14 protein-coding genes are annotated in these 17395 nt (G+C 44.2%); 4 read left to right on the forward strand and 10 right to left on the reverse strand.

Annotated elements, in window-relative coordinates:
- Positions 1-15: 15 nt before the first annotated feature.
- A complete protein-coding gene (locus JO154_RS25020; protein WP_291951435.1) occupies positions 16-1731 on the forward strand; it encodes a RagB/SusD family nutrient uptake outer membrane protein in 1716 nt (571 codons plus the stop codon).
- 112 nt (positions 1732-1843) lie between these two features.
- On the opposite strand, the gene JO154_RS25025 is transcribed toward JO154_RS25020, so the two are convergent.
- Together JO154_RS25025 and JO154_RS25030 are read right to left on the reverse strand one after the other, a co-directional pair.
- Positions 1844-2242 carry a DUF1634 domain-containing protein gene (locus JO154_RS25025; protein WP_291951438.1) on the reverse strand — a complete coding sequence of 133 codons (399 nt, stop codon included), beginning with the start codon at positions 2240-2242 and terminating at the stop codon, positions 1844-1846.
- Positions 2243-2247: 5 nt separating this feature from the next.
- Positions 2248-3084, reverse strand: a complete 837-nt coding sequence (locus JO154_RS25030) for a sulfite exporter TauE/SafE family protein (RefSeq protein ID WP_291951441.1) — start codon at positions 3082-3084, stop codon at positions 2248-2250.
- 134 nt (positions 3085-3218) lie between these two features.
- Here JO154_RS25030 and JO154_RS25035 point away from each other — a divergent pair, with 134 nt between their 5' ends.
- From JO154_RS25035 to JO154_RS25045, 3 genes are all read left to right on the forward strand, one after another.
- Positions 3219-4052: a S1-like domain-containing RNA-binding protein gene (locus tag JO154_RS25035; RefSeq protein WP_291951444.1), complete on the forward strand. Its 834-nt coding sequence runs from the start codon at positions 3219-3221 to the stop codon at positions 4050-4052.
- 75 nt (positions 4053-4127) lie between these two features.
- The gene (locus tag JO154_RS25040) at positions 4128-4343 is read left to right on the forward strand and encodes a hypothetical protein (protein WP_291951447.1); all 216 of its coding nucleotides are present in this window, start codon (positions 4128-4130) and stop codon (positions 4341-4343) included.
- Positions 4344-4687: 344 nt separating this feature from the next.
- Positions 4688-4930, forward strand: a complete 243-nt coding sequence (locus tag JO154_RS25045) for a hypothetical protein (RefSeq protein ID WP_291951450.1) — start codon at positions 4688-4690, stop codon at positions 4928-4930.
- Between the two features lie 93 nt (positions 4931-5023).
- On the opposite strand, the gene JO154_RS25050 is transcribed toward JO154_RS25045, so the two are convergent.
- The 8 genes from JO154_RS25050 to glsA form a co-directional block, all read right to left on the reverse strand.
- Positions 5024-5311: a helix-turn-helix transcriptional regulator gene (locus tag JO154_RS25050; protein WP_291951453.1), complete on the reverse strand. Its 288-nt coding sequence runs from the start codon at positions 5309-5311 to the stop codon at positions 5024-5026.
- Positions 5312-5487: 176 nt separating this feature from the next.
- Positions 5488-6411, reverse strand: a complete 924-nt coding sequence (locus JO154_RS25055) for a PorP/SprF family type IX secretion system membrane protein (RefSeq protein ID WP_291951456.1) — start codon at positions 6409-6411, stop codon at positions 5488-5490.
- 13 nt (positions 6412-6424) lie between these two features.
- Positions 6425-11869 carry a cadherin domain-containing protein gene (locus JO154_RS25060; RefSeq protein WP_291951458.1) on the reverse strand — a complete coding sequence of 1815 codons (5445 nt, stop codon included), beginning with the start codon at positions 11867-11869 and terminating at the stop codon, positions 6425-6427.
- A gap of 208 nt (positions 11870-12077) precedes the next feature.
- Positions 12078-13490 carry a hybrid sensor histidine kinase/response regulator gene (locus JO154_RS25065; RefSeq protein ID WP_291951461.1) on the reverse strand — a complete coding sequence of 471 codons (1413 nt, stop codon included), beginning with the start codon at positions 13488-13490 and terminating at the stop codon, positions 12078-12080.
- Positions 13491-13553: 63 nt separating this feature from the next.
- On the reverse strand, positions 13554-14981 hold the full coding sequence (locus JO154_RS25070; protein ID WP_291951464.1) for a DHA2 family efflux MFS transporter permease subunit: 1428 nt from the start codon (positions 14979-14981) through the stop codon (positions 13554-13556).
- On the reverse strand, positions 14978-15325 hold the full coding sequence (locus tag JO154_RS25075) for a hypothetical protein (protein WP_291951467.1): 348 nt from the start codon (positions 15323-15325) through the stop codon (positions 14978-14980). The genes JO154_RS25070 and JO154_RS25075 overlap by 4 nt, the downstream gene beginning before the upstream one ends.
- Positions 15318-16259 carry a DnaJ C-terminal domain-containing protein gene (locus tag JO154_RS25080; RefSeq protein ID WP_291951470.1) on the reverse strand — a complete coding sequence of 314 codons (942 nt, stop codon included), beginning with the start codon at positions 16257-16259 and terminating at the stop codon, positions 15318-15320. Before JO154_RS25080 ends, JO154_RS25075 begins: the two co-directional genes overlap by 8 nt.
- Before the next feature lie 108 nt (positions 16260-16367).
- Positions 16368-17387, reverse strand: coding sequence for a glutaminase A (glsA, locus tag JO154_RS25085; RefSeq protein WP_291951474.1), 1020 nt, complete (start codon positions 17385-17387; stop codon positions 16368-16370).
- Between the last annotated feature and the right edge of the window lie 8 nt (positions 17388-17395).

Here is a 17395-nt window from a genome sequence, read left to right on the forward strand (position 1 = left end):
TTTAAAGAGATCGTTATGAAGAAAATATTTCTCTTTACCTGCATACTCGCTACAGGATTCATTTTTAGCGGATGCAAAAAGATGCTGGAAGAACAACCACACGGGGTATTAACACCCGACTTTTATAAATCCACCCAGGGATTGAATGCTGCCTTAACGGCTTCTTATGCAGGCACACGTACCATTTGGGGTTGTGAAGATTACTTTTCGCTGACCACTCCTGCCACCGATGAGTTCATGCGTGGCAACGATGGGAATTCAGATATGTTTCTGTTAGCGCCCTCCTATCAAGCGACTGACGGCAAAGGGAATGCACTCTGGAACAACTGTTACACCTATATCAACACCTGTAATGCTGTTATCCAGTTTGCGCCAGATGTAACCGGTATCAAGGATGATCTAAAGAAACGAATGGTAGCGGAAGCGAAGTTCCTCCGTGCCAATTATTACTTCGTACTGGTGCAGCTTTGGGGAGATGTAACGCTGAGTACTAAATTCAATGCAGTACCTTCTACCTCCGCCAAACGCGATCCTATGGCCGATGTATACAATTCCATCATCCAGGATCTGAAAGATGCTATCGTAGATCTGCCTTTGAGTCCGCGTACAAAGGGCATTGATCCAGGCAGAGCCTCTGTAGTAGCTGCCAAACATGTATTGGCGAAGGTATACCTGGCTCGCGCCGGCAGTAAAGCTAAGCAAGGCACCGACTACCAGGACGCCTATACGACCGCCATGGATGTGATCAATAATGCAGGTGCAGCGGGCGTTTCGCTGTTGCCGGATTTTGGGTCTGTATTTGCCGAAGGAAATGAAAACAGCAACGAAGTACTATGGGCGGTGCAACATACGTCCAGCCTAGCTTACAACGGTTCTCCCAATCAGGATAACCGTACACCGGATAATATGCTCGTGCATTTATTTGTGCCGCAGTATGAAAAAGTAGACGGTATGCAACGGGATATCGCAGATGGGCGTCCGTATATCCGCACCATTCCTACGTTGTGGCTGATTGATACCATTTTTAAAGAGCGTGTAAATGACACCCGTTATAGCAAAACCTTCCAAACGGTTTGGTATTGCAACAATGCCAATAGTATTCCGAAATGGCCAAATCCTTTGCCAGCGGGGGCGCCAGCAGGAGCAGTAGCAGGCGGACCGAAATTTAAATTGGGAGACACGGCCATCTATCTGCCGCAGGGGCCTCGTACAGCAGCGCAGATTGCAGCGGCCCCATATACATTGATTCCATCATCGCAATATAATCCCCGTATGGGACCTGCGTTAAGTAAGTATGTAGACACGAAGCGCTCTGATATGAATGCGCCCTCTATTCGTCCGGTGATAGCCTACCGACTCGCAGAAACCTACCTGATAGCCGCAGAAGCACTCCTCATGGATGGGCGTGTAGCCGATGCCGTGCCTTATGTGAATGCTATTCGGGAAAGAGCCGCTTATCCAACTGGTAACAAAGCTTTGATGGATATTACCGCTGCAGACCTCAATCTGGATTTCATCCTGGATGAGCGTTCCCGAGAACTGGCAGGTGAAAATGTACGCTGGCTAGACCTTGTACGCACTGGTCAACTGGAAGTACGCATCAAGAAGCATACACCAGATTGCAGGGCGAATTTCCAAAGTCCAAAGAATTTGCTGCGGCCTATTCCACAGGATCAGATCAATGCGGTATCTACGGGTCCGGCATATGGCCAAAATCCTGGTTGGTTATAGTTAAGCGATTAACGAAAAGAATAAAGAAGGGAGTGACGTTTGTAGACGTCACTCCCTTCTTTTTATCGTCGCCCGTGCCCATCGGGCACGGGCGACAAGCAGGAAAATGCTATTATCCAGCGAGATTGCCAGTCATGCTAAAGATGATCACCCCTAGCACCACCAGGGTGAGGAGCACATACAGGTAATCCTTCTCCAAGAGGAAAGCCACTGCAGAAAAGGCGACCCGCATAATAGGAGTCGCTATTAAGCATACCACGCCCAATTGAATGATTTCCATGCCATGAATTCCACGTACGCCGTGGATAATACCGGAGAAGGAGTCGAGACCCGCTCTTACACCATTAAACTCCCTATAGGAAGGCATTTCGGCCCCATGACGGTACAAATAAATAATCCCGCCAATGAGTACCAGGATACTAGACAGTATCACACCGAAACGTAATTGTTTGCCGATTAGTTGCTGAATATCTCTGTCAGCCCAGTAATGTTTTGAGAAATAACGCTTCATGTGCACTACAGTTTTCCGGTATAACCATTATAAATCATCTGTACGGCTAGGAAAGTTATCACTACGCTAAAGACTAAACGCAGTCCTTTCACATTCGCTTTCACCAGCAATCTGGAACCACCGAAAGCCCCCAGCAGTACGCCTATTACCACTGGCAGACAGAGTCCGGGTGAAATGTATCCCCTTTGCAGGTATACCACAGCGCTGGCAGCAGCAGTTACACCGATCATGAAGTTGCTCGTAGTGGTAGACACTTTAAAAGGAATGCGCATGATATTATCCATGGCCAATACTTTCAGAGCGCCGCTACCAATGCCTAACAATCCGCTCATCACGCCTGCAAACATCATCATGAAATAGCCGCCAGGTATATGTCTTACGGTGTAGTGTACTGGGCCTGTAGGCGTGGGATAAGTGCTGTTGAGTCGCAGTTTACGCGCCAGTTCACTCTTATCATCATCCGTACTTTGATCTTTCTTTGGTTTGAAAGACATGATCGCAGAGAATATCAGCACACAGCCGAAAATAATCGCCACGACATTCGTGGGCATATAAACGGCAATGAGCGCCCCGATGACAGCGCCCGTAGTGGTGGCGATTTCCAGGAACATCCCCAGTCGGATGTTGGTGATACCTTCCTTTACATAAGCGGAAGCAGAACCAGAAGAGGTCGCAATGGCAGCAATAAGAGCGGTACCGATAGCATAACGGATATCAGTGTGGAAGCCCAGGGTTAACAATGGAATAATGACAACACCGCCTCCTAGGCCGGTAAGCGATCCCAACATGCCAGCAAGGAATGCCCCCACTAGTAGGATCAATGTGAATAATAAAATCGTCATAAGATGGTTTGGTTGGTTCTACGGTATTACAGGTATAAAACCGGATTTTAATCCGATTGTTACAAAAGTAACAAGAATATGATTCTCGCAATCCGATAATCTATAAGTAACTTGCAGGCTGTAATTAATGGAATATGATGATAAAAGTAGGTGAATTCAACCTCCTGAGGGTAAAGAAAAAAGCAGAATTTGGTGTGTATCTGGAAGGTGTAGACCAGGAAATCCTGCTGCCAACGCGGTTTGTACCTGCCGGTACCAAAGTAGGTGATGAGCTGAAGGTATTTCTTTACCATGATTCTGAAAATCGCCTGATCGCGACAACACAGAAGCCTTATGGCATTGTGGGTGATATTGTAAACTTGAAGGCGGTAAGTACCACCAATCAGGGCGCATTCCTGGATTGGGGCCTGATGAAAGATATTTTCGTACCTGCGTCTCAGCAGATTTCCAAAATGGTACCCGGACAGGAATACCTGGTGAAAATCTATTTAGATGAGATGACGGGCAGAGTAGCCGCCACTGAACGTATAGAGGCCACTCTCAGTAATGAAGTGATAGAACTGAAAGAAAAAGATCCAGTAGATCTGATCATTTATCGTCGGACGCAGATTGGATATGTGGTAATCATCAACAACCAGCATACCGGTATCCTGCATTTCAGCGATGTATTTCGTACAGTAGATATTGGAGATAAGCTGAAAGGCTTTATCCGCCAGGTAAAGGGCGACAAAATAGATGTGGCATTGGGGCAGCCAGGATATAAGCGTGTAGAAGATGAGGGGCAGAAGATTTTGCGCCTTTTACAGGAGAATAATGGTTATCTGCCTTATCATGATAAATCTACTCCGGAAGAAATCCAGGAATTTTTCGGTATGAGTAAGAAGACCTTCAAGATGACCACTGGTAATCTGTACAAGCAAAAAAAGATAATATTTACACAAACAGGGATTAAGGCAGTAGAAGAATAAAAAATTTCACACGAGTTTGCATTCATAACACATAAGTGTTATCTTTAGACAATTACTATCCTAACCATAACCTTTATGAAAAAACTGGCTATTATTGCCGCAGCCCTTGGCGTTCTCATTGCCTTGAGTGCATTTATTGCGGGAGCAAACTCGTTGATTGATATTAAAACCTTCTTTCAGCTTGGGCTGTGGGGAATTGCATTAATGTTATTTTCCAGTGTCTATTTTCTGATCTCTTCTTTCCTCCTTTCGCAGACGCTTATCCGCCAGCGATTGTTTGAAATCGAGTAACACATCTGGGGGCGGAATTTTATCGATAAGATCTGCCGCCCTCAATTCTAATACTAATATCATAGTTATCACAATCCTTAAGCCTGGATTTTTGTGGGCGTTCAGGATCTTATTCATATAGGAAGGCTCAATTCCCACGTCATGAGCGAAATCATCTTGTTGGATATTTCTTTCTTTCAGAATAGTATTGAAATTACAGATTATTTCAAGGAACTTTTCCTCTAGCATTTCCTCGGTTATATCTGGTTTATTTGCCATGCTTGTAAATTACATAGCACTAGGATTACAGAATGAGCACTATCGAACTAGCACAATTGTACAATATCTATAAAATGCTTACATTCATGCAAAAAGACATGAAAAACGACGAGAAATTAAATATCATTATTTCAAAATTTTTCAAAGAATTACAAGAATTGGAGCAAAATGCAGTTTCAATGATCACAATTACACTGACAGTTGATGCGAAGTACTTTCCAAAAGCGGGGTATACGGAGCAATTAATCGTGGATGAGCAGATGAGGCGGATTAACGAACAGCAGGGAACCAAACCATTTCCCTATTATGTGACCTGTTATGAAAAATAAATATATGACCCTTAAAGATTCAAAATAACCAACCCTAGTTTTACTTGTTAGCCGCTGCTATAGTGATTTTTAAGATTTCTATTGGCGATTGACTCAAATCTCAATTCCTTCCAGAAGCTCCGTCACTTTTACTTTCAATGCTTTGGCAAGTACCAGGATAGTACTCAAACTTGGCTCACTTCGGCCATTTTCGAGGCGCGTCATATAGCTTGGCTCCAGTTCCGCGTCAAAAGCGACGTCTACTTGAGTCAGATTCTGCCCCTTCCTTATTTTCCTAAGGTTGGCACCGAACTGCTTTGCTATATTTTCATTTTTTTCCGCCATGCCCGAAAATACCCAGTGCGCGCACGGCAACACGAGTAATACAGTACTAGTATCCAAATGCTAGATATATAAGTCGCTATAATTCAGTAAGCTAGAAGAGGAATCAGAATGCAAAAAAGATTATCACTTTTTTCAATGGGTTACCAAATTGATCACAAAGATACCAATAAAAAAGCAGTCGCACGGTGGCGACTGCTTATCCTGGGTTTTCTAAATAGATATATCTTGACTGATTATCTGAAAAGATGTACTACCAGGCCTATTTCCAGGGCACCACTGGTGTAATTCTTCAATCCTGCTGTCTGAGTGGTATACATCACCTGGAAACCGGCGAGCGACTTGTAATTTAAACCAGCCCCTACCGTAAAGTTCTTACTGGTATGATACATACCAAATACGTTTAAGTATTTTTGTAGGAAGACGACATTCGCTCCGATATCCACCAGGTTATCGTAACCGCGAACCCCTCTAAAACATACCTTCGGTTCTATATATGGCACCGCATCACTTAATTCAATTTTATAAGAAGCCGCTGCGTATAACGTAGTGGCATCTACGGTCTTATTATCATCCTTGCGCAAGTAATTCATGATATTCGGCACCGCCGCTTGTAATGTCAGGTTGTGATTCGTATAGGCCATACCGTAGTCAACCTCGAAATAATTGTCTCTACGATTGAACCCTCCGATAGTAGGGTCATTCGTCTCCCCAACAATAGCAGATCTATCTAAGCGTTCTGAATTAATTCCCAAAGACAAACCAAAGTGCAGCATATCTTTTCCGGATGCATTCAGTGGGAGATGGTAGGCATAAGTGGCACTCACTTTTGTCCGGTTAATCAACCCAGCCTTATCATTAAAAACATTCAAACCTGCGCCTACCCTATTTCCTACGTAGTAATCTGCCGTACCAGCCTTGGTTACTGGGGATCCTGGCACATCGCTCCATTGCCCGCGATAGGATAAATTGATATGTAGCCCCGTGTCAATCCCAGCAAAAGCCGGATTCGCCAGGTACTGGTTCTGAAAATACTGGCTACCCAAAGGCTGCAGCGGCGCTGTTCCCTTAGACCAATCCTGCCCGAAGGCAGTATACATTTGGCAGACAGTAAATACTATACTGATGGCCACAAATCGAATAAACTTACTATTCAGCATCGGTTTAATAGGTTTACTGTTGAAGAATTAAAGTGATAAATCCTTTCACCACCTGACCGTTACCAAGGTCCAGTAGATAGTAATAAGTACCTTCTGCCAGGCGATGGCCGTTCAGTGTACCATCCCATTCATTGGCATAGCCTTTACGGTTGTATACCAGTCTTCCTGCCCTGTCAAAAATTCTCACTTCATTATTCGGATACCTGGAGATATTTTTCACCATCCAACGATCATTGATACCATCGCCGTTTGGAGTAACCAGGTTGGTAGCTTCTACCTTTACTTCCCCTGATACTTCCAGTTTGAAATCTGTTGTTACCGTACAGCCGTTACTGTTAGTAACTGTTACCAGGTAAGTACTGGAAGCTTCTGGTTTAATGGTGAGGGTAGCGGTGTTTTTACCATCCACAATGCCAGGCGCTTCTCCCCACTGGTAGCTCACTCCGCCGCTGGCGGTCAGGTGTACGATACTTCCGGCAGGCACCGGATTGGCTATATCGCTCACAATCTTCGCATCAGGTAATTCATTTACCAATAACTGGAAGGTGATGATTTTTTGATCTACACCGCCATTGGCAGTGCCGCCATCATCACGTACCAGCACAGTAATAGTAGTAGTACCGCTGATATTCTGTTTTAAAGTATAGCGGATAGCACCAGTACCATCTTTATTATCACGGGTAGTCAGGCTTTCGAAGAAATCATTGCTACTAGTAGCCACAATGGTGATATTTTGATTTGTTTCAGGTCCTGCGCTCAGTCCTGTTAGCTTGATTTCCTGCGCTTGATGGCCATCACACGCCACCTGATTTGTCACCGGATCGATAGTTGGCGGCTGGTTTATAAACAGTACGTTGATAACGAAATCTTTTTCAAAGGTCAGTCCACCGTGATCGGTAACGCGTATACGAACGGTATAACTGCTCTTCTGCAGATAGTTAATTGCAGCATTAGAGAACAACTGATTACCTGTCAGTTTAAACTGTGCATCATCTGGTCCGCCGGCAAATGCCCAGGTGAAGGTTTCACCCGCATCCGGATCAGTAGCAGAGAAGCTACCGATTAATGTTCCTACAGCCGCTTTATCCAGGATCGTGTTTTTATCAAGGGTAATATTGGTAGGTGCACTGTTCGTACTTGTAACATTGATCGTGAAATCTTTCGTAAAGCTCAATCCACCGGCATCGGTCACTTTAATCTTGATACTATAAGTATTCTTCGTCGCGTAATTGAACACAGCAGCCGTTTTCAACTGGTTGCCGCTGATAGTAAACTGCGCATCATCTGTACCACCTGCAAAGGAATATGTAAATGTATCTCCGGCATCTGGATCGGTTGCAGTAAAATTACCTACTACAGTACCGATAGCGGAGCCCTCTGGCACTTTGTTATTATCCAGACTGATATCCGTTGGTGCATGGTTCACTTTCGTAACGGTTATCACGAAATCTTTGGTGTAGCTCAATCCACCGGCATCCGTTACTTTAATTTTGATATTATAAGTGCTCTTTGTCGCGTAATTGAATACGGCTGCCGTTTTTAGCTGATTATTAACAATGGTAAATGCACCGTCATCTGTGCCGCCTGCGAAGGAATAAGTGAACGTGTCTCCCGCATCTACATCTGTTGCTGTTAAATTTCCTACAGTAGTTCCAACGGCGGAACCTTCTGGAACAGCCGTATTATCCAGACTGATATCCGTTGGCGCATGGTTCACTTTCGTAACGGTTATCACGAAATCTTTGGTGTAGCTCAATCCACCGGCATCGGTCACTTTAATTTTGATATTATAAGTGTTCTTCGTCGCGTAATTGAATACGGCAGCCGTTTTTAGCTGATTATTAGAAATGGTAAATGCACCGTCATCTGTGCCGCCTGCGAAGGTGTAAGTAAACGTGTCTCCCGCATCTACATCTGTTGCTGTTAAATTTCCTACGGTAGTGCCCACTGCAGATCCTTCTGGAACAGCAGTATTATCAAGGTTGATATCCGTTGGCGCATGGTTAATCACCTTTATGACGAAAGGTTTGGAGAAAGTGCCGCCGGAACCGGATACGTAAATCGCGATATTATAGGTATTTTTCGTGGCGTAATCAACTACAGTATTTACTTTCAACTGATTGCCCACAATGGTAAAGGAGGCATCATCCGGGCCACCAGCGAATCCATAAGTTAAATTATCTCCAGGAATTGGACTGGTAGCGGAAAGATTACCTACCAATGTACCGACAGGAGAACCATTAATAACAGTGGTATTATCCAAACTGATACTTGTTGGCACAGTAGCGATAACAGTTATTACGAAATCCTTCATGAAGCTCAATCCACCAACATCAGTTACTTTAATCTTAATCTGATATGTATTCTTGAGGGCGTAATTAAATACTGCATTAGATTTCAACTGATTGCCTACAATGCTAAACGAAGCATCATCTGCACCACCGGCAAATGTATAAGTAAATGTATCGCCAGCATCAGGATCAGTGGTGCTGAGCGTACCAACCAACGTACCTTGTGGCTTGAATTCATCAATGCTACTATTGCTCAGCGTAATATCCGTTGGGGGCTCATTGGCATCCAGAACAGTAATGGTAAAGGTCTTAGTAAAGGAAGCGCCATAATTATCTGTTGCAGTAACAGTAACCTGATAGGAAGATTTTACTTCGTAATCAAATACCACATTGGATATCAACTGACTACCATTCACTGCAAAGCTGGCTGCATCTGCGCCGCTCAAAGTATAAGTGAATGTATTCCCAGGATCAACATCTGTAGTACTGAAATTCCCTATGAGCGTACCGATTGCTTTGTTTTCCGCTATGGTGCTATTATCTAGCGCAATATCCGTTGGAGCATGATTCAACACACCATTAACAGTAATGGGCCCTCCTTGTGCATTGGGCCTACCTACAGCATCCGTAAACTGGTTCGCAGGAACAGTTACAGTTACAGCGCCAGTTGATGTTATACCTACAGTCACGGTATATTCCTGATCCGAAACTTTGATAATATTTGTTACAGTACCATTTGTAATGCTTAGGTTAGATGTAGTTAATTGCGATACTGGTTTCGTGAGATTCACCGTAACATCAAACGTGTTGATGGCATTTACTGGGGCTGTCAGATTTATATTGAATGGTAATGGGTCGTAAGTCCAAGTGAGCATATTGGATTGGGCATTGGATACGCCAAATCCATTGGTAGCCATACCCGCCTTCATAAAAACAGTTATAGGCCCGGCCATATTTGGCGTTACCACGAATGTATAATCCACAGCAGAAGTAGGTGCTATATTGCTTATCGTACCATTAGTGATGGAAAAAAAAGATACATCTAGCGTTGGTGTCAATGCTGCGGATAAGTGTACATTAATGGTAAACGGACTATTATAGGAACCTGGTCCGGAAAGCGTGACAGTAGGTATCGTATTATTATAGGTAGCTGTAAATGAATACGCCTGTGCTAAAGGATTTCCGGCAATATCATGAAATGCGTCTGCCAGCACATTTACAGAAAAATTCCCTATAGCCGTAGGCGTTACTGTTTGCTGATAATGCGTAGCATCCACCTGTGTAATGGCGGAAACAGTTGCATTCGTCCAGGTGACAGAAGATGTATTCCCAATGACTACAGGTTCATTGAACGTATATACGAAAGTAAAAGGTGCGTTAAAAGTGGTGGCGGTTGGTAAGGTGAGTATTGGTGCAGTATGATCATACGTAATATAAGCACTGCTAACAATCGGCCCCACCAACAAATTTCCGCTCAGATCCTTGATATTATTACCCACAGGTATTTGTAACTGTAGGTTACCATCTCCAGCAATATTGCCGAAGTCTACCTGGTAAGTAGTAGGACTAATCTGCGTAACAGCAGTTACGGTTGCACCAGTTAATCCAGCAGACATTACGGCCGCAAAGTCAGTAGCAGCAGGTGGTTGCACATTTTCGCTGAAAGTAACCTGGAAGGAACCGGTAGTACCATTAGTAGGACCGGTAATCAATGCCACAATTTTAGACACTACTGGCGGCTTCACATCATAGTGATAGGTAATGGAATTAGCGATATTCCCATTTCCAAAATTATCAGTAGCGGCATTATCTATTACACCAAAAGTGATATCTGTTTCATCTGCTACTGGTGAAAAACTTACTTGGTAAGTAGTATGATCGAACGGAGAAATTTCCGTTAATGTGGGTGTGCCGTTAGTGCCTGTCAATCCGCTCAAAGTCAAACCTGTTACAGGTTTGCTGAAAGTAATTACAGGCTTAAATAGCTTTGCTATAAAATCTACATTGGGCGTAATGGTAACAGTAGGTCGCTGTAAATCATAATTAACAGTGACAGGTGCGGAAGCGCTACTAGGTGTTCCTGTTTGTCCGCTGACGGCATTCGCCTGCAGTTGCAGGGTAATAGTCCCTGCAACTGGCGAAGCATTGGGGGTGATAGTATAGGTGTAGGGACCGCCAACTGCCGTACCAGTAAAGGTAGCGCTGGCGTTAGAAGCTAATAATTTAGTGGGATCAAAAGCGCCTGTAACAGACTTGTCGAAAGTGATATTAATACTAAAGGGGCCATTGACATTCGTTTTCCCTCCAACAACAGTAATAGTAGGCATCGGCCCAATTTCCGGCGCTTTATCGAGGTAATAAGAGTTACTGGGAACATCGAATCCCAATGGGTTTCCTGCAAGGTCTGTAATACCACAGAGCGCCGCTTTTAGCACCAGACCAAAAGTGGACACGGCACTGGGATCTGTATTGACTACGTTGGTAAATGTAGCAAGACCCGTTTTCTTATCTGCATTCATCGCAATGGTAAAACCGCCAGTAGTCACTTTATTACTACCAGAAGCGATCCATCCAGCATTGGTCACATTCATCACCGGTTCGCTGAAAACGACATTGAAAGTTAAGGCAGCATTGGTATTAGGCACATTGATAGCACCATTAGTAGTAAATGTACTAGCTGTCGGTGGCGTACCATCAATGACTACATTACTTACCTGCAATGGCGTTGCTGCCGGGAAATAATATTTGCCTACATCCAGCGCATCCGTACTATTTAAATCTTTGATTAACCCTGACGATAGATCTATGTAATTACCCCAAGAAACAGTTCCACTCATATCATCGCCGGGCGCAATAACATAGCTGAAATACTGTACAGTACCGCCTACCAGGTCTATTTCATTTTGCGCGTAACGGGTGCCGCTCGTCAATGTTATGGGGATTTTGGCAACACCAGTAATTTTCACTGGCGTATTAAAGGTGACAGCGAATCGGAGTTTATCTCCTTTCTTATAATTTCCGCTGTTGGGGCCCTGTACCTGCACAATTGCAGGAACTGTTCTACGTGCAGCATTAGCAGTGCTAACTACAGAAAGAAACGATAACAGGAGCAACACTAGAGAAAGGATAGATCGCTTTCTCAGACAATGTACGTAAAGTTGGTGCATAGTCGGATGAATAGCCAATAAGGACACAGGCATGACCTGCATGCTATTGGTTGGTACTTAAATTATTGATTTTGATCTTGTAAGCGAATCTCAAATGCTGCAAGCATGAGTAACGCGGAGCTTTTCTTTAGGGTGGCTAAAACGAAGTAGGTATAAAATCGGCTGGAAAGATAGTGTATATTTTGGCAATTTATATTTTTTTTTCAAATCAGGGCAACAAAGGAATCGTGATAAAGAAGCTAGTTCCTTTACCAGGTTTACTCTTAACACTTATTAATCCCTTGTGATTCAGTATGATATTTTGGGTAGCCGTTAATCCCAATCCAGTACCCTTTGTTTTACTAGTAAAAAAGGGCTCGAATAATTTATTGAGGTTCTCTTCCGGTATACCACTACCGTTATCGGATATACGAATAATAACCGTCTTGTTTTCCACGACAGAACTGATTTCCAGCACGCCCTCTCCCGGCGTCATTGCTTCTATTCCATTGATAATGATATTCAAAAATGCTATCACCAACTTATCCTCATCTGCAAGTATTTCCAACGGTTTGTCTGTCAATTCTTTTACTACCCTCGTATTACTTAACTGCAATCTATCCGCAGCTAGTTGTAATGCTTTCTCTAGTAAACTATTCAAGAGCACGGGTTTCATAGTTAACTCCACCATTTTTGTGGATTCCAGCAAGGCACTCACTAACTGATTAATGCGTTGGCAGTTTCTCTCCATAATATCCAGGTACAACTGTGCCTCATCTGTTTCTGCCAAGGGCTCCATTTTTAATTGAGAAGTGGCCAGCAAAATGTTTGTCAACGGGTTCCTCACTTCATGCGCTACTACGCGCGCGATCCTTCCGGTGATCGCGAATTTTTCTTGTTGCTGTTTTTCCCTGGCTTTTTGTTTACGTGCAGTGATATCCTGGATGATGCATAGATATTGATCGTTCTTTTCATCCAGCATGGAAATACTCATCATCACATCCAATAATTGACCTACCCGATTGCGGAGCACGTATTCTTGCTGAATAATTCCGTGCTGCGAGAGGTTTTTGCTGTCAAAGGCAACCGCGTCTTCCGTAACTGCAAATAATCTACTTAAATGGAAACTGTATAATACGTTTTCGTCATAGCCAAATAGTCGAATAGCTGCGGGGTTTGCAGCCATAATTCGCTGATGTCTGTCTACCAGCAAAATCAGGTCATTCGATTTTTCAAAAATGCTGAAATATCGCTTTTCACTTTTCGCGATCTCGTGGAGATGCGCATATTTATCCAAGGTATAACGGATAGCCCGTTCCAGTAAGGTAGCCGTAATTTCGCTCTTCACCAGATATTCAGACGCACCGGCCGCCATGGCTTCATTATCAATCTGGTAATCACCTTTACCAGTAAATAGTATCACCGGTGCTTCATATCGCAGTACATGAAAATACTTCAGTATATCGATGCCCGTATGACTACCCAAGCGATAATCCACCAGGTACAAATCATGCTGCTGCCGGGCAATAGCGTCCATTCCTTTCTGATAGGACGATGCCCATTCCAGCAAATACTGATCCGGCGAAATGTCCTGCAACAGGGCATTGACGAGAAAGAAATCATCCTCGTCATCATCGATCATCAAAATGCGTTTTTTAGTGCTAATGGGCATCACTGAAAAGATAAGGCAAGATAAATTATATTCTTAAGTATCGATATGGGCTTCATCTCCTCCTGTAGTACGCACAACATTTCTACGAGGCATAAACCAGGCTGGTATCAGGGTTATCAATAGTATCACCATGGATATATGAAACCCTTGCTTCAATGCGAAATGATGCGCTTGCATATTTGGAAGTCCTTCGAGGATATGCTTGTTGTAAGTGTCTTGCGTGATAATCGCCAGCATGGCGATGCCCAGCGCGCCGCCTACCTGTTGCATCAAGGTACTAATACTGGATGCCATGGTCACCTCTGCAGGCCTTACCGCACTGAGTGTGGCAGCGTTCAGGGGCGCCAGTAATAATCCCATTCCCAATCCGCGTATCGTCATGGTGATGATGACGGAGTTGATGCCGCTCCCTTTATCCAATCCGGCAAAGAGAAACATGGATAGTGCTAGCAATAAAATCCCGGCAAGGGATATTTCCCTACTACCATGTTTATCGGACCACTTCCCTGCAAAAGGCATCAAAACGGCCATAAATACGGAGTTGGGAAGAATCAACAACCCAGACATACCTTCTGAATAACCCATCTGTTCCTGTAGTAGGAAAGGCATCAGGAATAGTCCGCCAAACAGGGCTGCCGCCCGCGAGATCGTCACCAGTATACAACTGACAAATGAATAATTGCTGAATAACTCCAAATCCATAATCGGGGTCTTCACCCTGCGATCAACAATGATAAAAGCGATTAATGCGATGAAGGCGATAGCGAGTGTAAAGAGGATTTGGGGAGACGTGATGCCCACCCGCTCAGCTTTTGCAATCCCATATTGGAGACATACCAAAAAGATGGTCAGCATACTAAATCCAGCCAAATCAAAAGGTAGCTTTACCCGTGGCTGCTTACGCAGTATGCCCAGGTATTTAAAGGCCATGTAAACAGTCAGTATACCGATTGGTAAATTAATATAAAAGATAGACGGCCAGCCGAATTTTTCCGTCAATATCCCACCCAGCGTAGGGCCTATGGCGGGTCCTACGAGGTTGCCCAGTCCCCACCATCCGAGAATAGTGCCTCGTACCCGCGAGGGGAAAATATAAGAGATAATAGCCATGGAGGTAGGCGCCATGGCGCCTCCTCCTAATGCTTGTAAAATGCGGGCAGCCAGAAGGGAAGGTAAATTATCGGAGAGTGCGCAAAGTAAGGACCCGATAGTAAAAATGATAATAGCGCCTAGATACAGGTTAAAGAATCCAATACGGTTTTTCAACCAGTTGGTCAAAGGCATGAGCACGGAGAAACTCAACATGTACACAGTGATGACCCATTCTATTTCATCGAGGGTACAGTTGAACTGCCGACTCATTACAGGAAGAGAAATATTTACAATACTGGAATCTATCCCTGCCATGATAGTTCCCATAATGATCACTATAAGTACTCCGGTCCTGTTTACATCTCTCATACGCTGTCTTTCATCATGAATATCAGTTGTGCTTTGGCAACCACTGGGTTTAATGGATTGCAGTTGATCATAAAGAGATAAGAGGCCAACTCGGAGAGTTGCCAATCGGTCATCATTTCGCCGTCTTTAAAGCAGTAAACTTTTTTGAAGTTGTAGTCCACCGGTATGTTCAGCGCCGCACAGGCATGCATGGCACGGTCCAGCGGCTCCTGTAGCATCCCCAGTTCTTCATAGCCCAGCTCTTTCAGGATTTCACTGGCCGTATAGGGCAAGGGTGGATGATGCAAGTGCGAGATGCGCTCTGTTGCGACAAAATCTTCCAAGTAATCAAATAGTTTAAGCATGGCTGTTACCATTTAGTTGTGAAAGTTGCTGAAACAGTTCTTTTTCTTTTTCCGTCAGTTTGGTAGGGATATGTACCACTGATTTTATGTACAAGTCCCCGGCAGTGCCATTGTTATCATATGCTGGCATACCTTTTCCTTTCAGTCGGAATACTTTTCCGCTATCGGTGCCAGCCGGAATATTCATATGCAGGGCACTTCCAGGCGTAGGCACGGTAATTTTCCCTCCCAATACGGCTGTATAGAGCGGTACCGCCACATCTGCATACAGGTCTTTCCCTTTCAGCTCATATCCCGGATGTGGCGCCAGTTGAATAGTGATCAGCAGATCCCCATTTTCGCCTGCTTTACGGCCGGGAGTACCTTTTCCCTTCAAACGGATCACTTGCCCTTCATACAGGCCCGGTTTTAACTTAATATTGAGTCGGCTACCACTTACTTCTACTTGTCGGGTGCCTCCATTGTACGCATCCTCCAAGCTCACTTCCATGGTGGCTTGTACATCTCTTCCACGGGACGACTGCTGTTGGCGGCGACCACCTCCCGAAAAGCTCCTGCCAAAAAGTTGTTCAAAGAAATCCGAGAAATGGCCTTCTCCCCCAAACATATCTTCCATATTTCCCGAATAGGAATAGGTATGTCCTCCTCCGCCGCCGCCACCATACTGCGACCAGTCAAAATCTTCCGGACGGCCACCATGCTGTTCATAGTACTTGTAGTTTTCTCCGAACTGATCGTATTTTTTACGTTTTTCGGCATCACTCAGTACTTCATATGCTTCGTTGATTTCCTTGAATTTATCTTCCGCTGCTTTATCTCCTGGATTCTTGTCAGGATGGTATTTCACGGCCAATTTTCTATAAGCCTTCTTTATCTGTTCTGCGGTCGAACTCTTCTCTACGCCTAATATTTTGTAATAATCCTTTACATCCATAATTATAAAACTTGTTATGGTGAGAACTTGTTCTATGAAATTACGGAATAGCTGACATTTTTTTGTCAGTCGACTACCATTGCGGACAGTTGGCGGTATTAAAAATTATTATCTGCCGTCCAACAGGTTAAGGCCCAGTTTATCCACAATATATTTTGCAGCCAGTTGCCCTTTCACACTGTTTCCGGCTTTATCCAAGGGGGGAGCAAACACAGCGATGGCCAATTTACCGGGTACCACCGCAATAATACCTCCACCAACACCACTTTTACCTGGTACGCCAGTATGATATACCCAATCGCCGGTAGAATCATACAAGCCTTCTGTTATCATAGTGGCTAATATTTTAGGACAATACTCCGCTTTAATAACGTGTTGTTTTGTAATAGGGTTAACACCGTTATTGGCCAATGTACCCGCCATTACCGCCAGATCTCGCGCATTGGAACCATAAGAACAGGCTTTCGTATATAAATCCACCGATTCATCTACATTATCATAAAATCTACCATAAGAATACAGCAACCATGCAATAGCGCGATTATGCTGATTGGTGGCAGTTTCAGAGGCATAAAGCTTATCTATCACCGGCAAGCGACGGCCGGCGAATTTGGCGAAAATGTCATCAATTTTAGTCCATTTCGCTGCGCTGTTAGGGGCTTTGACGAAACTATTGGTGGCCATCGCGCCAGCATTCACCAATGGATTTACCGCTCTGGCCGGTTCTAACTCTATCGCCAGTACGGAATTGAAAGGCATCCCAGTAGCATTGACGCCGATGCTATCTTGTATGGCCTGAGCGCCTCGGTCTTCCATCGCCAACGCCAGTACGAAAACTTTGGAAATAGACTCAATACCAAACTCATATTTTGTATCGCCAACTTCATATACTTTTCCGTCTGCCGTGCATACGGCAATACCATATAACTTAGGGTCCACACCTGCCAGGTAGGGAATATAACTAGCATTCTCTCCTCCAGGGGCCGACTTAAACTTTTCATAAGCCTCATTCACTGCACTACGTATAGCCGCTTCCGTAAGAGGCGCTTTACTCTTTTGTGCCAGCGTGCTGTTGACAAACAACAGTGTACATATTAGTACACAAAAGAGAGCGTTCATTTTTTTCATAAAAGGTA

Origin of the sequence: Chitinophaga sp. (assembly GCF_019236475.1) — a bacterium.
In the GTDB taxonomy this organism is placed as follows: Bacteria; Bacteroidota; Bacteroidia; order Chitinophagales; family Chitinophagaceae; genus Chitinophaga.